Source organism: Pseudomonas eucalypticola (genome assembly GCF_013374995.1).
Lineage (GTDB): Bacteria > Pseudomonadota > Gammaproteobacteria > Pseudomonadales > Pseudomonadaceae > Aquipseudomonas > Aquipseudomonas eucalypticola.
Genome location: NZ_CP056030.1, coordinates 5,386,508 through 5,402,684, shown reverse-complemented (window position 1 = coordinate 5,402,684; position 16,177 = coordinate 5,386,508). Strand labels below are relative to the sequence as shown.

Sequence of the window (16,177 nt, the reverse complement as noted above, 5' to 3'; positions counted from 1 at the left end):
CGGCTCTAACCTGCGCTGTATACCGCGAGCAATCGCAAATATGCCAGACAGAATCCTTCGACTAGACGAGTCGACCCCTACCGAGGTCACGGAGTACCCCCCTTGCTGATCCGCGAAACCCCTATTTTCATCGATGGCCCCCAAGGCCAGCTGGAAGCGCTCTACCTGGATACCGCCGAGGCGCGGGGCGTTGCCCTGATCTGCCACCCGAACCCGGTACAGGGGGGCACCATGCTCAACAAGGTCATCTCGACCTTGCAGCGCACGGCGCGCGATGCCGGTTTTGTAACCTTGCGTTTCAACTACCGCGGCGTTGGCCAAAGCGCCGGCAGCCACGACATGGGCAATGGCGAGATCGACGATGCCCAGGCGGCCGCGGCGTGGCTGTGCCGCCAGCACCCTGATCTACCCCTGACCCTGCTGGGCTTCTCGTTCGGCGGGTTCGTTGCCGCCAGCCTGGGCGGCCGCCTGGAAGCGGCTGGCCAGAGCGTGCGGCACCTGTTCATGATCGCCCCGGCCGTGATGCGCCTGGGGCCTGAGCATAGCCTGCCGGTGGGCGGCACGCTGACCGTGGTGCAGCCCGAAACCGACGAAGTGGTGGACCCGGCCCTGGTGTATGCCTGGTCCGAGCAGCTGCAACGCCCCCATGAGCTGCTGAAAGTGGCAGAATGCGGACACTTTTTTCATGGCAAGCTGACCGACCTGAAAGATCGGGTCCTGCCACGCCTTTCGAACTGAATGCAGACCGACAAGAATCAGACCATGACCACTCGTATCCTGACCGGCATCACCACCACTGGCACGCCCCATCTGGGCAACTACGCCGGTGCCATCCGCCCGGCCATCGTCGCCAGCCGCAAGAGCGACGCCGACTCGTTCTATTTCCTGGCCGACTACCACGCGCTGATCAAGTGCGACGATCCGCTGCGCATTCAGCGTTCGCGCCTGGAAATCGCCGCCACCTGGCTGGCTGCCGGCCTGGATACCGACCGTGTGACGTTCTACCGCCAGTCCGATATTCCCGAGATCACCGAGCTGACCTGGCTGCTGACCTGCGTGGCCGGCAAGGGCCTGCTCAACCGTGCCCACGCCTACAAGGCGTCGGTGGACAAGAACGTCGAGGCCGGTGAAGACCCGGACGCGGGCGTCACCATGGGGTTGTTCAGCTACCCGGTGCTGATGGCCGCCGACATCCTGATGTTCAACGCCCACCAGGTGCCGGTCGGACGTGACCAGATCCAGCACGTGGAAATGGCCCGTGACATCGGCCAGCGCTTCAACCACCTGTTCGGCAACGGCCGCGAGTTCTTCGTGATGCCCGAAGCGCTGATCGAAGAGGGCGTGGCCACGCTGCCGGGGCTGGATGGGCGCAAAATGTCCAAGAGCTACGACAACACCATCCCGCTGTTCACCAGCGCCAAGGACATGAAAGACGCCATCTCGCGCATCGTCACCGACTCGCGCGCGCCGGGCGAGGCGAAAGATCCGGACACCTCGCACCTGTTCACCCTGTTCCAGGCCTTCGCCACCCCGGCCCAGGAAGCTGAGTTCCGCGAGGCGCTGCTTCAGGGCCTGGGCTGGGGCGAGGCCAAGAGCCGCCTGTTCACCTTGCTCGATACCGAACTGGGCGAAGCCCGCGAGAAGTATCACCAGTTCATCGCACGCCCGGCCGACCTGGAAGACATTCTCCTGGCCGGCGCCGCCAAGGCCCGCAAAGTGGCCACGCCGTTCCTCGGCGAGCTGCGCGAGGCCGTGGGCCTGCGTTCGTTCCGTGAGCAGGCCCAGGCCACCACGGCGACGAAGAAGAAGGCCGCCAAGGCCGCCCGTTTCGTCAGCTTCCGTGATGAAGACGGCAGCTTCCGTTTCCGCTTGCTGGGCGCCGATGGTGAGCAACTGCTGCTGTCGCGCAATTTTGCCGACGGCAAGGCGGCCGGCCAGGCCAGCAAGCAACTGCAAAGTGGTGCCGCGCTGGACGTGCGTAGCGAAGGCAATGCCTTCACCGTATGGCTGGACGACGCCTGCGTGGGGGAAAGCCCCGCGTTCGCCGACGCCGCCACCCGCGACGCCGCGGTAGAGGCTCTGCGCCTTGCCTTGCAGCCCCAACAGGATTAATGCGACCAACTGTCGCAAGTCTAATTGCCATAAGCCAGGGCCGTCGTTACAGTGACGGCCCGTTTTTGTTGCCCTGCTAACGAATATGACGCCTCTAGAACGATATCAAGCTGACCTCAAACGCCCCGAGTTCTTCCATGATGCTGCGCAGGAAACGGCAGTGCGTCACCTTCAACGTCTCTACGACGACCTGATCGCCGCGCACGACAGCAAGCCGGGCCTGTTCGGCAAGCTGTTCAGCAAGAAGGAACAGGCGCCGGTCAAGGGCCTGTACTTCTGGGGCGGCGTGGGGCGGGGCAAGACCTACCTGGTGGACACTTTCTTCGAGGCGCTGCCGTTCAAGGAAAAAGTGCGTACCCACTTCCACCGCTTCATGAAGCGCGTACACGAGGAAATGCGCACCCTCAAAGGCGAGAAGAACCCGCTGACCGTGATCGCCAAGCGCTTTTCGGAAGAGGCACGGGTGATTTGCTTCGATGAGTTCTTCGTCTCCGACATCACCGATGCCATGATCCTGGGCACCTTGATGGAAGAGCTGTTCAAGAACGGCGTGACCCTGGTGGCCACTTCCAACATCGTGCCGGACGGCCTGTACAAGGACGGCCTGCAGCGCGCCCGTTTCCTGCCGGCCATTGCCCTGATCAAGCAGAACACCGAGATCGTCAATGTCGACAGCGGCGTGGACTATCGCCTGCGCCACCTGGAGCAGGCCGAACTGTTCCATTACCCGCTCGACGAAGCGGCTGCCGACAGCCTGCGCAAGAGCTTCAAGGCGCTCACCCCCGAGTGCACCCAGGCGGTTGAAAACGACAAGCTGATCATCGAGAACCGCGAAATCATCGCGCTGAAGACCTGTGACGACGTGGCCTGGTTCGACTTCCGCGAACTGTGCGACGGCCCGCGCAGCCAGAACGACTACATCGAACTGGGCAAGATCTTTCACGCCGTGCTGCTCAGTGGCGTGGAGCAGATGGGCGTGGCGACCGACGACATCGCGCGGCGCTTCATCAACATGGTGGACGAGTTCTACGACCGCAACGTGAAGCTGATCATCTCGGCCGAGGTGGAGTTGAAAGACCTGTACACCGGCGGTCGCCTGACGTTCGAATTCCAGCGGACCCTGAGCCGGCTGCTGGAAATGCAGTCGCACGAATTCCTGTCGCGCGCACACAAGCCATAACGTCGGCGGCGCGCTTTTCCCGAGCGTCGCCCGGGCCCACAGGCGCCTCCCGGATAGGGAGTAACCTGTGGGGACAGGCGCGGTGCAGTTTCAAGCCTCTTGCAGGAACTGCTGCCGATACTGGTTCGGCGACAGCGCCGTATGCTGGCGGAACAGCCGGGCGAAGAAGCTGGCGTCGTCGTAGCCCACCTCGTAGCTGATGGTCTTGATGCTTTTGCGTGAGCCTGACAGCAGGCCTTTGGCCGTTTCTATCCGCAACCGTTGCAGGTAATGCAGCGGCTTGTCCCCGGTGGCATTCTGGAAGCGGCGCATGAAGTTGCGAATGCTCATGCCATGTTCGCGCGCCACGTCCTCGAAGCGAAACTTGTCGGCGAAGTGTTCTTCCAGCCATTGCTGAATCTGCAGGATAAGCAGGTCCTGGTGCAATTTCTGCCCGCCGAAGCCCATGCGTCCCGGGGTGTAGTTGCGCTGCACCTCATAGAGGATGTCCCGTGATACCGCCTGGGCCACGCTGGCACCGCAGAAGCGCTCGATCAGGTAAATGTAAAGGTCGCAGGCCGAAGTGGTGCCGGCCGCGCAGTACAGGTTGTCGGCATCGGTCAGGTGCTTGTCCTGGTTGAGGATCACTTTGGGGAACCGCTCGGCGAACTGGCCGAAGAAGCGCCAGTAGGTGGTGGCCTCCTTGCCGTCCAGCAGGCCCGCCTCGGCCAGCCAGAACACGCCGCTGGCCTCGCCGCACAGCACCGCGCCGCGGGCATGCTGTTGGCGCAACCAGGGCAGCACTTGCGGGTAGCGCAGGCACAGGGCGTCGAAATCATCCCAGAAGGCAGGCAGCACGATGACGTCGGCGTCTTCCAGGGTGCCGTCCACCGGTACCTGCACGCCGCTGAAGGTCATCACGGGTTGACCGTCGGGGCTGATCAGGCGGGTTTCGAACAATGAAGTCAGGCCCTGGCCGAGTTGCTTGCCGTAGCGCAGGCTGGCCAGGTGGAAGAAATCCTTGGCGTGCATCAGCGTCGAGGCAAAGACCTTGTCGATGGCCAGAATGCTCACGCGCCGTAAAGACGGGGTATTCGGGGTAAACATCATGTTGATTATTCTTATAAGAGATAGTGGTCAATCAGCGGCTGGATCGTCTTATTTTTTGGCGGTTGTGTCCAGTGTCGATCCGCGGTGCTGCGCCTAGGCTCTGCTATCTACCACGGATTGCTCAGCCAGGGGTGTCAGATGATTCCCAAGACAATGTTTCGCTCCGACCACGAACTGTTCGCGCCAGTGTGCGCAAGTTCTTCGAGAAAAACGCCGCGCCGTTCATGCCCAGTGGAACAAGGCAGGGGGGCGGCCGGCTGTGCTCGCACATTCCCAAGGTGCACGGTTAGTAAGGTTTCATGTGGCAGTACCCCGTGGCCCGCGTCTGGGCGGACGCACGGGTGCAGCGTATCTATGCGGGCACCCATGAAATCATGAAGGAAATCATCGCCCGCTCGATCATTTAGGGCAGCTTGCAGCCCTTTTCCCATCAGGGGGCAGGGTTTGGTTGATCCTTGTGGATGGCTTCGATGCCTTCCAGCACTTCATCGGTGAGTTTCAGGCCAAAGCTGGCAATGTTGCTGTCCAGTTGCTCCAGCGAGGTGGCACCGATGATGTTGCTGGTCACGAACGGCTGCTGGGTCACGAACGCCAGGGCCATTTGCGCCGGGTCCAGGCCGTGCTCGCGGGCCAGGGCCACGTAACGGCTGCAGGCAGCCACGCTCTGCGGGTTGGAATAGCGGCTGAAGCGGCTGAACAGGGTCAGGCGCGCGCCGGCAGGCTTGGCACCGTTCTCGAACTTGCCCGAAAGCATGCCGAACGCCATGGGCGAGTAGGCCAGCAGGCCGCACTGTTCGCGAATGGCGATTTCCGCCAGGCCCACTTCGAAGCTGCGGTTGAGCAGGTTGTAGGGGTTCTGGATCGACACCGCCCGCGGCCAGCCGCGGCTTTCGGCCAGTTGCAGGAACTTCATGGTGCCCCACGGCGTTTCGTTGGACAGGCCGATGTGGCGAATCTTGCCAGCCTTGACCTGCTCGTCCAGGGCTTCCAGGGTTTCTTCCAGCGGGGTGATCAGCTCGTCCTGGGTGTGCTGGTAGCCCAGCTTGCCGAAGAAGTTGGTGCTGCGCTCGGGCCAGTGCAACTGGTACAGGTCGATCCAGTCGGTCTGCAGGCGCTTGAGGCTGGCATCCAGGGCCTGGACGATATGTGTGCGGTTGTGGCGCAGCTGGCCGTCGCGAATGTGCGCGATGCCGTTGCCGGGGCCGGCGATCTTGCTGGCCAGTACCCACTCGGCGCGGTCGCCGGTGCGCTTGAAGTAGTTGCCGATGATGCGTTCGGTGCTGGCGTAGGTTTCCGGGCGCGGGGGCACGGGGTACATTTCCGCCGTGTCGATGAAGTTGATTCCGGCCTGCTTGGCCCGTTCGATCTGCGCGAAGCCCTCTGCCTCGGTGTTCTGCTCGCCCCAGGTCATGGTGCCCAGGCACAGGGCGCTGACGTTGATGTCGGTGCGTCCCAGTCGGCGATAATCCATCTGCTACTCCTCCAGGCAAAAGGAATCATAAAAGCAGGTTGATATTTTTTTCGCAATCTGGATAATTCGCCCCCTCTCTCTGCAGTGGAAGTGATGCGCCGCTCGCCGAAGAATCTTGCCGTGTATTGGACGCGCTGACCCGAGCCCCCGATAGCGTCTGTATCCGGCTGCCTTTGACTTGTCAAAGTACGCACTATTCAGTAAGATCTGCCGTCTATTTTTGCTGGACGGCCTTCGAGGCTATAAAGAATGAAAACTTTTACTGCTAAACCGGAAACAGTAAAACGCGACTGGTTCGTCGTTGATGCTGCTGGTCAGACCCTGGGTCGTCTGGCTACTGAAATCGCGAGCCGTCTGCGTGGCAAGCACAAACCAGAATACACCCCTCACGTTGACACCGGTGACTACATCGTCGTCATCAACGCTGAGCAGGTTCGTGTCACTGGCGCTAAAACCACTGACAAAATGTACTACTCCCACTCCGGTTTCCCGGGCGGCATCAAGTCGATCAACTTCCAGAAGCTGATCGCCAAAGCCCCTGAGCGCGTGATCGAGACCGCGGTAAAAGGCATGCTGCCGAAGAACCCGCTGGGTCGCGACATGTACCGTAAGCTGAAAGTCTATGCGGGCGCTGCACACCCTCATACTGCTCAGCAGCCCCAAGAACTGAAGATTTAACGGAATAGTTCATTATGTCGGCGACTCAAAATTACGGCACTGGCCGTCGCAAGACTGCAACCGCACGCGTTTTCCTGCGTCCGGGCACTGGCAACATCTCCATCAACAACCGTTCCCTGGACACGTTCTTCGGCCGTGAAACTGCCCGCATGGTAGTTCGTCAGCCGCTGGAACTGACCGAGACCACCGAGAAGTTCGACATCTACGTCACCGTTATCGGTGGTGGTGTCAGCGGTCAAGCCGGTGCTATCCGTCACGGTATCACCCGTGCCCTGATGCAATACGACGAGACCCTGCGTGGCGCCCTGCGTAAAGCTGGCTACGTCACTCGTGACGCTCGTGAAGTTGAACGTAAGAAAGTCGGTCTGCGTAAAGCGCGTAAGCGTCCGCAGTACTCGAAGCGTTAATTTTACGCCTCGCGACTCCGTTCAAGAAAAAGCCCGGTTCCATTGGAATCGGGCTTTTTTTATGTCGACTAGACTACCAAGTGCTATTGCTTAATGGCGGCTTGTGAAGTTTTTGCGTGGCGGCTTGCCACGCCTGCACAGGTTGCCTGGACAGGGGTGCTGCCGTTTGCCACGGGTTTTCCCCTTGTCTGCGTTTGGGCTTGTAACTACCATTTGGCAGATTTTCAGGTGCTGACCTCGCCGGGCCGGATGGAACCAACAATGTGAATGCCTGTTGCAACAGGCCACGAAAAGCTGATGGGAGAGGACTGAATGAGCAATGACGGCGTGAATGCAGGCCGGCGTCGCTTCCTCGTAGCGGCCACATCCGTGGTTGGCGCAGCGGGAGCGGTAGGGGCTGCGGTCCCGTTCGTCGGGTCTTGGTTCCCCAGCGCCAAGGCCAAGGCCGCGGGGGCGCCAGTCAAGTTCAACATCAGCAAGGTCGAGCCCGGCCAGCAGGTCATCGCCGAATGGCGCGGCCAGCCGGTGTTCGTGGTGCGCCGCACCGACGAGATACTGGCCAACCTGGGCAAGATCGAAGACCGTCTTTCCGACCCCGAGTCCAAGAACTCCACCCAGCCTGCCTACGTCGACCCCAAGCTGCGCTCCATCAAGCCGCAGGTACTGATTGTCATCGGTATCTGCACGCACCTGGGCTGTTCGCCGACTTTCCGCCCCGAGGTGGCCCCCGCCGACCTGGGCAAGGACTGGGTAGGCGGTTATTTCTGCCCTTGCCACGGTTCCCACTATGATCTCGCCGGCCGGGTATACAAATCCCAGCCTGCGCCGCTGAACCTGGCGGTGCCACCGCATTCGTACGAGTCGGACGACGTGATTGTCATCGGCGTTGACCAGGAGAAAGCGTGATGAGCAAATTCATGGCCTGGGTGGATGCCCGCTTCCCCGCCACCAAGATGTGGGAAGAGCACCTCACCAAATACTACGCGCCGAAGAACTTCAACTTCTTCTATTTCTTCGGGTCCCTGGCGCTGCTGGTGCTGGTCAACCAGATAGTCACCGGTGTGTGGCTGACCATGAGCTTCACGCCTTCGGCTGAGGAGGCGTTCGCCTCGGTCGAGTACATCATGCGCGACGTGTCCTACGGCTGGATCCTGCGTTACCTGCACTCCACGGGCGCGTCGGCGTTCTTCATCGTCGTTTACCTGCACATGTTCCGTGGCCTGCTGTACGGCTCCTACAAGAAGCCCAGGGAGCTGGTGTGGATCTTCGGCATGCTGATCTACCTGGCGTTGATGGCCGAGGCGTTCATGGGCTACCTGCTGCCGTGGGGGCAGATGTCCTATTGGGGCGCGCAGGTGATCATTTCCCTGTTCGGCGCCATTCCGGTGATCGGCAATGACCTGACCCAATGGATACGCGGTGACTACCTGATCTCCGGCATCACCCTGAACCGTTTCTTCGCCCTGCATGTGATCGCGTTGCCCATCGTCATCCTGGGGCTGGTGGTGCTGCACATCCTGGCGCTGCACGAGGTGGGGTCGAACAACCCGGACGGCATCGAGATCAAGAAGCTCAAGGACGAAAACGGGGTGCCGCTGGACGGCATCGCCTTCCATCCCTACTACACGGTGAAGGATATCGTCGGCGTCGTGGTGTTCCTGTTCGTGTTCTGCTCCATCGTGTTCTTCTTTCCGGAAATGGGCGGGTACTTCCTGGAAAAGCCCAATTTCGAGCAGGCCAACGCCTTCAAGACCCCTGAACATATCGCTCCGGTTTGGTACTTCACGCCGTTCTACGCCATCTTGCGGGCGGTGCCGGACAAGCTGCTGGGGGTCATGTCCATGGGCGCGGCCATCGCCGTGCTGTTCGTGCTGCCGTGGCTGGACCGCAGCCCGGTCAAGTCCATGCGCTACAAGGGCTGGGTCAGCCGGTTGGCGCTGACCCTGTTCTGTGTGTCGTTCATGACCTTGGGGTACCTCGGCGTACAGCCGCCCACGCCTGAGCGAACGCTGGTGTCCCAGGTGTGCACGGTGCTGTATTTCGCTTATTTCCTGCTGATGCCGTTCTACACCCGCTTCGAGCGAACCAAACCGGTACCGGAAAGGGTGACTGGCTGATGAAAACAATAATAGCGTTGCTCGTGCTGGTCTTTTTGCCTGCCTTGGTGCTGGCCGCCGAGGGTGGCCCGGAGCTGGAAAAGGTCGACATCGACCTCACCGACAAGCCAGCCCTGCAGGACGGGGCGCGTACCTTCGTCAACTACTGCATGGGCTGCCACAGCGCCAAATTCCAGCGTTACGAACGGGTCGCGGATGACCTGGGTATTCCCCACGACATGATGCTGGAGAAGCTGGTGTTCACGGGCGCCAAGATCGGTGACCACATGACCATCGGCATGCAGCCAGCGGATGCCAAGGCGTGGTTCGGCGCCGCACCGCCGGACCTCACCCTGGTGGCGCGGGTGCGGGGCACGGATTGGCTGTATGGTTACCTGCGCTCTTTCTACGAGGACCCGACACGGCCATGGGGCGTGAACAACCTGGTGTTTCCCAACGTAGGCATGCCTAACGTGCTGGCGGGCCTGCAGGGGCGTCAGGTCATGGGCTGCAAGCAGGTCCAGGTGCAGGCTGAAGGCAAGAACCAGTACGACCCGCTCACCGGTGCGCCGTTGACCCACGAGGCCTGCGACCAGCTCACCCTGCTACCCAAGACCGGCAGCCTGACGCCCGAGCAGTTCGATGAGAAAATACACAACCTGGTGACCTTCCTGGCCTACTCGGCCAACCCCAACAAGCTGGCCAGCGAGCGCATCGGTGCCTATGTGTTGCTGTACCTGGCCATCCTGTTCATTTTTGCTTACCTGCTCAAACGTGAATATTGGAAGGACGTTCATTGAATATGCGGTAAGATTTGCAGTTAAATGCGCGCGCCCCTCACATTCGCCAAAGGAGTGTTTCAGGGGCGCGCGCGTTTTTGTGATATTCATGTTTTTTCCACGCGAGGAGGACCGCCATGGGCGTGACCAATCGGTTGGCCTGTTACTCCGACCCCGCTGACCACTATTCTCACCGGGTGCGCATCGTGCTGGCCGAGAAGGGAGTCAGCGCCGAAATCATCAGTGTGCCCGCGGGTTCGCAGCCGGCGAAACTGATCGAAGTGAACCCTTACGGCAGTCTGCCAACGCTGGTAGACCGTGATTTGGCGCTGTACGAATCCACCGTTGTGATGGAATATCTGGATGAGCGTTACCCGCATCCTCCGCTCATGCCGGTGTACCCGGTGGCCAGGGCCAACAGCCGGCTGCTGATGCACCGCATACAGCGTGACTGGTGCGGCCTGGTGGACCTGATCCTCGACCCCCGGGCCAAGGAGCCTGCTCGAGTGCAGGCCCGCAAGGAGCTTCGCGAGAGCCTTACCGGGGTCTCGCCCCTGTTCGCCGACAAGCCTTTCTTCCTCAGTGAGGAGCAAAGTCTGGTGGATTGCTGTCTACTGCCCATACTCTGGCGATTGCCGATGTTGGGAATCGAATTGCCGCGGCCTGCAAAGCCGCTGCTGGACTATATGGAGCGTCAGTTTGCCCGCGAGGCCTTTCAGGCTAGCCTCTCGGCCGCTGAACGTGAAATGCGCTAGGTTTGAAGGAGCCGTTGATGAACTCCAGTCGTCCGTATCTTGTGCGTGCACTCTACGAGTGGATCGTGGACAACGATTGCACGCCCCACATGCTGGTCAACTCCGAATACCGTTCCGTGCAGGTGCCCAAGGGCTTTGCCAGTGACGGTCAGATCGTGCTGAACGTATCGCCCAAGGCGGTCCGTCACTTGCACATGGACAACGAAGCCGTCAGCTTCGAAGGCCGATTCGGTGGTGTCGCCCATACCCTGTACGTGCCCATCGGCGCGATTCTCGGCGTTTACGCGCGCGAGAATGGCCAGGGCATGGTCTTCGATCTCGAGCCCTCGATGATGGAGGAAGAAGCGGAAAGCGGCTTTGAAGTGCACGCCGTCTCCGATGACGACCTGCCGCCAGACGGCGGCCGCCCGCAGCGCCCCGCCGGGCGCCCGAGCCTGAAGGTGGTCAAGTAACAAAAAAGGCGATCCCTGCGGATCGCCTTTTTTGGCTTGGAGCTTCACGCTGCTGCTAGTCGATGTATTCGAATAGCTTGACGATCTTCTGTACGCCGCCCACGCCCTGTACCAGGGCCGCCGCCTGGGCGGCTTCCTTCTGGGTCACCAAGCCCAGCATGTAGACGATGCCGTTCTCGGTGATGATCTTGATGCGCGAGCCCGGAATGCTGGCGTCGGCCAGCATCTGGGTCTTGATCTTGGTGGTCAGCCAGGCGTCGTTGTTGCGTGCCAGGATCGAGGAGGGGGCCATCACCTGCAGCTCGTTGTGCACGCGCTTGACGCGCTGCACGCTATTGGCAGCCTGTTCGGCCATGGCCTTGAGGTCGGCGCGCGGCGTCTGACCGGCGAGCAGCACGATACCGTTGAAACTGCTGACCACGATGTGAGAGTTCTGGTCCAGGTCCGGGCTGGCCTTGGCCACGTTCACCGACACCTTGGTTTCGATCAGCGAGTCATCGATCTTGCTGCCGAAAGTGCGTGTGCCGCGGTCATCTTCGATGGGCTTATCGCGGGTGGCGGTCAGGAACGAGCTGCAGCCGGTCAGGCTCAGGCACAGGGTCAGGGCCATCAGGCCCAGGCGGTTAGGGGTCATTCTTCACTCCCGAACAATTGGCTGTCGATCAGATCGCACAGGCAGTGGATCGCCAGCAGGTGGACTTCCTGGATGCGTGCGGTGACGTTGGCCGGCACGCGGATCTCGACGTCTTCAGGCAGCAGCAATGACGCCATGCCGCCGCCGTCGCGCCCTGTCAGGGCTACGACAACCATTTCGCGGTCATGTGCGGCCTGGATCGCCTGGATGATGTTGGCCGAATTGCCGCTGGTGGAAATCGCCAGCAGCACGTCGCCGGGCTGGCCCAGGGCGCGGATCTGCTTGGAGAAGACTTCGTTGTAGCTGTAGTCGTTGGCAATCGAGGTGATGGTCGAGCTGTCGGTGGTCAGCGCAATGGCCGGCAGGCTGGGACGCTCGCGCTCGAAACGGTTGAGCAATTCGGAAGAAAAATGCTGGGCATCGCCCGCAGAGCCGCCGTTGCCGCACGACAGCATCTTGCCTTCGTTGAGCAAGGCATTGACCATCACCTGGCTGGCTTGCTCGATGTGCGGTGCAAGGACTTCCATCGCCTGTTGCTTGGTATCGATACTGGCCTGGAAAAGCCGGCGAATTCGGGATTGCATGTCCATCAATGTGACCTTAATTAGGGCGGCTGGTCGGGCGCGGTTCAGCGTCCCGGCACATGAATGTGCAGCCCGCAAAGCAAAGAGCAAAATCGTAAGTAAAGGGGTGGTTCAGTCGCGTTCGAGCCGTGTTTTCAGCTCTCGAACGCATTGCGTAGCCAATTCAGGTGCATGTCCTTGCTGGCAGTGCCTTCCAGGGCGATCACGTCGAAGCGGCAGGGGTGGTGGGCCCAGCGCGCTTCCTTGTGCAGATACAGACGGGCAGCGTTGACTACCCGTGCCACCTTGCGCGCATCGATACTTTCGAGCGCGCCGCCCCATTGTGCGTGCAGGCGGTAACGAACTTCGACGAATACTACTGTATCGCCATCGAGCATGACCAGATCAAGCTCGCCGCCTTTACACAGCCAGTTGCGCGCAAGCAGTTGCAGGCCCTGCTGTTGCAGGTGTGCAAGTGCTTGCGCCTCGGCCTCCAGGCCGGCCTGGCGCGGGGAGGCGGCTGGCATTACTGGACGGTGTCCGGCAGGCGTTGAACCTGGCCGCCATTGAACTGTGCCCACGGCAGTTGGCGTTCGATGCGTTGCCCGGCGTTCACGCTCAGGTTGCCCGACAGGCCCTGCATGCGGTTGTCCGGCAGTGCCTTGAGTTGTTCCAGGCGTGGTGCCAGGCCAAAGGCGTCGGCGCCCATGGCGTACAGCCGGCCCAGGCTGCCACCGGCCTGCGGCCACTGGCGCACCACCTGCTGGCGCAGCGGGTTGGCGTTGTCCAGCAACCACGGGGTTTCACAGAAGCGCACGCCGTTCATGTCATTGTACTGGGAGGTGTCGCCGCTGGCGCTGTACACGTTGGACGTCGCGTACACCGGCACGTCACCGGCGTATTGGAAATTCAGCGTCGGTTTGATCTGCTGGGCCAGTTGCGGCGTCGATGCCAGGAAAATGAAGTCTACGTCCTGGCGGCGCGAGCCGCCGGAGCCATTGGCGCCCTGGCGGGCCTGCATCAGGTCACCGATCTGCTGTGCCAGTGCCACCGGCTGGTCAACGCGCTGGGAGCCCAGCAGGCTGCCGCCATTGGCTTCGAAATCCTGGCGGAAGGCCGCCAGCACCCGGTCGCCCCATTCCCCGCGTGGCACCAGCGCCACGGCGCGGTGCAGGCCGTCGGCGCGGGCGCGGCGCGAGACTTCGCGGGCTTCGTCTTCGGCGGCCAGGCCGAACTGGAACAGCTGTGGCGGGTTGGCCGTGGTGGTGTCGCTATAGTTCAAGGCCAGCGTGGTGAGCGGCAATTGCGGGCGGCCGGCCAATTGCTTGACCAGTGGTTTTTCCAGTGGGCCGATCACCATTTGCGCGCCGGCGGCCTGTGCCTGGCGGTAGAAGTCATCCATCGAGGTCACCCGCGAACTGTCGAAGACCTCGACCACGGGTGGCTTCTGGCCTGCCTGCTGAGCCTGGTAGTAGGCGGCCATGAAGCCGTCACGCAGGGCTTTGCCCACCGACGCCAGTTGGCCTTGTTGCGGCAGCAGTAGGGCAACCTTGGTCAGTGGCTGGCTGGTCAGCTCCATCAGCTTGGTCAGGGCGGCGGGCAGTTGCTTGGCTGCTGGATGGCTGGCGTGGGAGTTGCGCCAGTCATTGATGGCGGCTTTCTGCTGGTCCAGGGTGCCGGCGCTCTTCACGGCCAGGGCCAGGCTCTGCCAGCCAGCCAGGTCGTCGGTGCCGGTGGTGTTGAGCTGCTCGGCAGGCAGGCTGCTGACCAGTGCCCAGATGGCATCGCTGTTGGCTGCTGCCGCGTCACCGCTGAGCAGCGGGGCGATGAAGACTCGCTCCTGGGCCGCGGGCAAGATCTGGCCATCGGCCTCCAGGGCGCGGGCGCGAACCGTGTGGGTGCGCACCTGCTGCTCCACTGACGCCTCGCCCAGGCGCTGCAGGCTCGGGTGGTTGAGGGCGTTCAATGCCTCCTTGGGCTGGTTGCGTGCCAGGGCCAGTTCAGCGGCCAGGGTGCTGGCGATGATCTGCTGGCCAGCGTTCAACTGCTCTACCTGGACCTGGGCCAGGATCTGGCCGGCGCGGTCATTGGCATGTTGGCGGTAGGCGAGGTCGGCAGCGCTCAGGCGCAGCACCGATGCCTCGGCCGGGGTCTTCGCCGAGGCGGCCTGGCCCAGCAATTGCTCGATGGTGGCATCGGGGGTGCGTGGCAGTTCGCCCAGGTTGCTGGAGGGCGAGCTGGCGCAGGCCGCCAGCAACATGGCAAGGCAGAGGGCTGAGAGCAGCCGCAGGCAAGCTGTCATGTATATCTTCCTGATACTCGATCGGTTAGGCCGGCAATTGTACCCAAGCATGGCGCCCGGTGCGATGTCACAGGCATGAAAGCCGCACCAAAGGTCATTCAGGGTTTTGCCGGGTGGCTTTTTTGGCCGGCGGCTGGCATGGCAGGCTACAATGCCGCTTTTGCCAACGACAGGTGTGTGCTGTGACTGCTCCAGGTGCTTCGAATTCCGCCACGGGAACGCTTTATGTCGTGGCCACGCCCATCGGTAACCTGGATGACATGAGCGCCCGCGCCTTGAAGATACTAGGCGACGTGGCGCTGATCGCCGCCGAGGACACCCGTCACTCTGTCCGCCTGCTGCAACACTTCGGGATCAACACCCCCCTTGCCGCGTGCCATGAGCACAACGAGCGGGATGAAGGCGGGCGGTTTCTCGACAAGCTGCGCGCGGGCGAGAGCGTTGCGCTGATCTCCGATGCCGGCACGCCGTTGATCTCCGATCCCGGTTACCACCTGGTCCGCCAGGTGCGGGCCGCGGGTATCCAGGTGGTGCCGGTCCCTGGCCCCTGTGCGTTGATCGCGGCGCTGTCGGCGGCGGGCCTGCCGTCGGACCGGTTCATTTTCGAAGGTTTCCTGCCGGCCAAGACAGTGGGGCGTCGTTCGCGCCTGGAACAGGTGCGCGAGGAGCCGCGCACGCTGATCTTCTATGAAGCGCCGCATCGAATCCTGGAGTGCCTGCAGGACATGGAGTTGGTGTTCGGGCCCGACCGCCCCGCATTGCTGGCGCGTGAGCTGACGAAAACTTTTGAAACATTGAAAGGCCTGCCACTGTCCGAACTACGTGCGTTCGTGGAGGCGGACAGCAACCAGCAGCGGGGTGAGTGCGTGGTGCTGGTGGCGGGCTGGACGGCGCCCGAGAGTGATGAGGCGGTCAGCGCCGAGGTGATGCGCGTGCTGGACCTGCTGCTCAAGGAGATGCCACTCAAGCGAGCGGCGGCGCTGGCGGCGGAGATCACCGGAGCGCGCAAGAACGTGTTGTACCAGGTGGCGTTGGAGCGACAGAAAAGCAGCTGATAGCCTGGAAGCACGCTGCAAGCCGCGCGCTTAATGCTTGCAGCTTACCCCGCTATTCCGTAACCTTGTCGGCGGAGAGTCGATTGGACAGTCGCTGCCTGCTTTTGTTCCGCAAAAGCGGGGGGAGGAAAGTCCGGGCTCCATAGGGCGGAGTGCCAGGTAATGCCTGGGGGGCGTGAGCCTACGGAAAGTGCCACAGAAAATAACCGCCTAAGCACTTCGGTGCCGGTAAGGGTGAAAAGGTGCGGTAAGAGCGCACCGCACGTCTGGTAACAGTGCGTGGCTAGGTAAACCCCACTCGGAGCAAGACCAAATAGGGTTCCATATGGCGCGGCCCGCGTTGGAACCGGGTAGGTTGCTAAAGGTGTCCAGTGATGGCCATCGTAGAGGAATGACTGTCCTCGACAGAACCCGGCTTACAGATCGACTCTCCACCTCCTTCTCCCTTGGGCTTCAATCAACAGCAGAAGCCGATTCCTAATACCGAAAAAATCTTACTCTTCATAATTTACTTTAACTGAGGCTCGTAGCTCATTGAGTTAACTTGGCTTTATACCTCTTCGCTTCCCTCGAATTAGCCTTTCGCCTTCCTTTTATCTCCTAA

At 61.6% G+C, this 16,177-nt stretch carries 17 protein-coding genes, 1 other RNA gene and 1 pseudogene; 13 read left to right on the top strand and 6 right to left on the bottom strand.

The window, feature by feature from the left end; genetic code table 11:
* Nucleotides 1-102 precede the first annotated feature (102 nt).
* From HWQ56_RS24130 to zapE, 3 genes are all read left to right on the top strand, one after another.
* Nucleotides 103-738 (top strand): alpha/beta hydrolase, encoded by a 636-nt coding sequence (locus tag HWQ56_RS24130; protein WP_158155242.1) that lies wholly within the window; start codon nt 103-105, stop codon nt 736-738.
* Between the two features lie 24 nt (nt 739-762).
* Nucleotides 763-2,112, top strand: coding sequence for a tryptophan--tRNA ligase (locus tag HWQ56_RS24125; RefSeq protein WP_158155244.1), 1,350 nt, complete (start codon nt 763-765; stop codon nt 2,110-2,112).
* A gap of 85 nt (nt 2,113-2,197) precedes the next feature.
* The gene (zapE, locus tag HWQ56_RS24120; RefSeq protein WP_158155246.1) at nt 2,198-3,292 is read left to right on the top strand and encodes a cell division protein ZapE; all 1,095 of its coding nucleotides are present in this window, start codon (nt 2,198-2,200) and stop codon (nt 3,290-3,292) included.
* A gap of 90 nt (nt 3,293-3,382) precedes the next feature.
* Here the strand turns inward: zapE and HWQ56_RS24115 are convergent, their stop codons facing one another.
* Nucleotides 3,383-4,279: a GlxA family transcriptional regulator gene (locus tag HWQ56_RS24115; protein ID WP_176572478.1), complete on the bottom strand. Its 897-nt coding sequence runs from the start codon at nt 4,277-4,279 to the stop codon at nt 3,383-3,385.
* Nucleotides 4,280-4,674: 395 nt separating this feature from the next.
* Here HWQ56_RS24115 and HWQ56_RS24110 point away from each other — a divergent pair.
* Nucleotides 4,675-4,788, top strand: a pseudogene (locus HWQ56_RS24110) (acyl-CoA dehydrogenase family protein); the annotation flags it as partial.
* A 23-nt stretch (nt 4,789-4,811) separates the two neighbouring features.
* On the opposite strand, the gene HWQ56_RS24105 reads toward HWQ56_RS24110, so the two are convergent.
* Nucleotides 4,812-5,852 (bottom strand): NADP(H)-dependent aldo-keto reductase, encoded by a 1,041-nt coding sequence (locus tag HWQ56_RS24105; RefSeq protein WP_176571953.1) that lies wholly within the window; start codon nt 5,850-5,852, stop codon nt 4,812-4,814.
* Nucleotides 5,853-6,101: 249 nt separating this feature from the next.
* On the opposite strand from HWQ56_RS24105, the gene rplM reads away from it, so the two are divergent.
* From rplM to HWQ56_RS24070, 7 genes are all read left to right on the top strand, one after another.
* Nucleotides 6,102-6,530 (top strand): 50S ribosomal protein L13, encoded by a 429-nt coding sequence (gene rplM, locus HWQ56_RS24100; RefSeq protein ID WP_158155250.1) that lies wholly within the window; start codon nt 6,102-6,104, stop codon nt 6,528-6,530.
* A 14-nt stretch (nt 6,531-6,544) separates the two neighbouring features.
* Nucleotides 6,545-6,937 (top strand): 30S ribosomal protein S9, encoded by a 393-nt coding sequence (gene rpsI, locus HWQ56_RS24095; RefSeq protein WP_158155251.1) that lies wholly within the window; start codon nt 6,545-6,547, stop codon nt 6,935-6,937.
* Between the two features lie 312 nt (nt 6,938-7,249).
* Nucleotides 7,250-7,843, top strand: a complete 594-nt coding sequence (gene petA, locus HWQ56_RS24090) for a ubiquinol-cytochrome c reductase iron-sulfur subunit (RefSeq protein WP_158155253.1) — start codon at nt 7,250-7,252, stop codon at nt 7,841-7,843.
* Nucleotides 7,843-9,054 carry a cytochrome b gene (locus tag HWQ56_RS24085; RefSeq protein WP_158155255.1) on the top strand — a complete coding sequence of 404 codons (1,212 nt, stop codon included), beginning with the start codon at nt 7,843-7,845 and terminating at the stop codon, nt 9,052-9,054. The genes petA and HWQ56_RS24085 overlap by 1 nt, the downstream gene beginning before the upstream one ends.
* On the top strand, nt 9,054-9,833 hold the full coding sequence (locus tag HWQ56_RS24080; protein WP_158155257.1) for a cytochrome c1: 780 nt from the start codon (nt 9,054-9,056) through the stop codon (nt 9,831-9,833). The genes HWQ56_RS24085 and HWQ56_RS24080 overlap by 1 nt, the downstream gene beginning before the upstream one ends.
* A gap of 116 nt (nt 9,834-9,949) precedes the next feature.
* Nucleotides 9,950-10,567: a glutathione S-transferase N-terminal domain-containing protein gene (locus HWQ56_RS24075; protein WP_158155259.1), complete on the top strand. Its 618-nt coding sequence runs from the start codon at nt 9,950-9,952 to the stop codon at nt 10,565-10,567.
* Nucleotides 10,568-10,584: 17 nt separating this feature from the next.
* Nucleotides 10,585-11,019 (top strand): ClpXP protease specificity-enhancing factor, encoded by a 435-nt coding sequence (locus HWQ56_RS24070; RefSeq protein WP_158155261.1) that lies wholly within the window; start codon nt 10,585-10,587, stop codon nt 11,017-11,019.
* Nucleotides 11,020-11,074: 55 nt separating this feature from the next.
* Here the strand turns inward: HWQ56_RS24070 and HWQ56_RS24065 are convergent, their stop codons facing one another.
* The 4 genes from HWQ56_RS24065 to HWQ56_RS24050 all read right to left on the bottom strand — a co-directional run bounded on the left by HWQ56_RS24065 (nt 11,075) and on the right by HWQ56_RS24050 (nt 14,518).
* Nucleotides 11,075-11,653 carry a BON domain-containing protein gene (locus tag HWQ56_RS24065; protein WP_158155263.1) on the bottom strand — a complete coding sequence of 193 codons (579 nt, stop codon included), beginning with the start codon at nt 11,651-11,653 and terminating at the stop codon, nt 11,075-11,077.
* The gene (locus tag HWQ56_RS24060) at nt 11,650-12,243 is read right to left on the bottom strand and encodes a phosphoheptose isomerase (RefSeq protein ID WP_158155265.1); all 594 of its coding nucleotides are present in this window, start codon (nt 12,241-12,243) and stop codon (nt 11,650-11,652) included. Before HWQ56_RS24060 ends, HWQ56_RS24065 begins: the two co-directional genes overlap by 4 nt.
* Nucleotides 12,244-12,371: 128 nt before the next feature.
* Nucleotides 12,372-12,743, bottom strand: coding sequence for a YraN family protein (locus tag HWQ56_RS24055; protein WP_176571952.1), 372 nt, complete (start codon nt 12,741-12,743; stop codon nt 12,372-12,374).
* Nucleotides 12,743-14,518, bottom strand: a complete 1,776-nt coding sequence (locus HWQ56_RS24050) for a penicillin-binding protein activator (protein ID WP_158155268.1) — start codon at nt 14,516-14,518, stop codon at nt 12,743-12,745. The genes HWQ56_RS24055 and HWQ56_RS24050 overlap by 1 nt, the downstream gene beginning before the upstream one ends.
* 260 nt (nt 14,519-14,778) lie before the next feature.
* On the opposite strand from HWQ56_RS24050, the gene rsmI reads away from it, so the two are divergent.
* Entirely contained in the window at nt 14,779-15,573 is a 795-nt protein-coding gene (gene rsmI, locus HWQ56_RS24045) for a 16S rRNA (cytidine(1402)-2'-O)-methyltransferase (protein ID WP_245217902.1), read from the top strand.
* A gap of 75 nt (nt 15,574-15,648) precedes the next feature.
* Nucleotides 15,649-16,008, top strand: an RNA gene (gene rnpB / locus HWQ56_RS24040) — RNase P RNA component class A.
* The last annotated feature ends 169 nt before the right edge of the window (nt 16,009-16,177 follow it).

What these genes read in the sequence shown, in the direction of transcription:
- HWQ56_RS24070 (WP_158155261.1), top strand. Translation starts at nt 10,585, where the DNA reads ATGAACTCCAGTCGTCCGTATCTTGTGCGTGCACTCTACGAGTGGATC.
- rsmI (WP_245217902.1), top strand. Translation starts at nt 14,779, where the DNA reads ATGAGCGCCCGCGCCTTGAAGATACTAGGCGACGTGGCGCTGATCGCC.
- HWQ56_RS24125 (WP_158155244.1), top strand. Translation starts at nt 763, where the DNA reads ATGACCACTCGTATCCTGACCGGCATCACCACCACTGGCACGCCCCAT.
- HWQ56_RS24085 (WP_158155255.1), top strand. Translation starts at nt 7,843, where the DNA reads ATGAGCAAATTCATGGCCTGGGTGGATGCCCGCTTCCCCGCCACCAAG.
- rplM (WP_158155250.1), top strand. Translation starts at nt 6,102, where the DNA reads ATGAAAACTTTTACTGCTAAACCGGAAACAGTAAAACGCGACTGGTTC.
- HWQ56_RS24050 (WP_158155268.1), bottom strand. Translation starts at nt 14,518, where the DNA reads ATGACAGCTTGCCTGCGGCTGCTCTCAGCCCTCTGCCTTGCCATGTTG.
- HWQ56_RS24055 (WP_176571952.1), bottom strand. Translation starts at nt 12,743, where the DNA reads ATGCCAGCCGCCTCCCCGCGCCAGGCCGGCCTGGAGGCCGAGGCGCAA.
- rpsI (WP_158155251.1), top strand. Translation starts at nt 6,545, where the DNA reads ATGTCGGCGACTCAAAATTACGGCACTGGCCGTCGCAAGACTGCAACC.
- petA (WP_158155253.1), top strand. Translation starts at nt 7,250, where the DNA reads ATGAGCAATGACGGCGTGAATGCAGGCCGGCGTCGCTTCCTCGTAGCG.
- HWQ56_RS24105 (WP_176571953.1), bottom strand. Translation starts at nt 5,852, where the DNA reads ATGGATTATCGCCGACTGGGACGCACCGACATCAACGTCAGCGCCCTG.
- HWQ56_RS24075 (WP_158155259.1), top strand. Translation starts at nt 9,950, where the DNA reads ATGGGCGTGACCAATCGGTTGGCCTGTTACTCCGACCCCGCTGACCAC.
- HWQ56_RS24065 (WP_158155263.1), bottom strand. Translation starts at nt 11,653, where the DNA reads ATGACCCCTAACCGCCTGGGCCTGATGGCCCTGACCCTGTGCCTGAGC.
- zapE (WP_158155246.1), top strand. Translation starts at nt 2,198, where the DNA reads ATGACGCCTCTAGAACGATATCAAGCTGACCTCAAACGCCCCGAGTTC.
- HWQ56_RS24060 (WP_158155265.1), bottom strand. Translation starts at nt 12,243, where the DNA reads ATGGACATGCAATCCCGAATTCGCCGGCTTTTCCAGGCCAGTATCGAT.
- HWQ56_RS24080 (WP_158155257.1), top strand. Translation starts at nt 9,054, where the DNA reads ATGAAAACAATAATAGCGTTGCTCGTGCTGGTCTTTTTGCCTGCCTTG.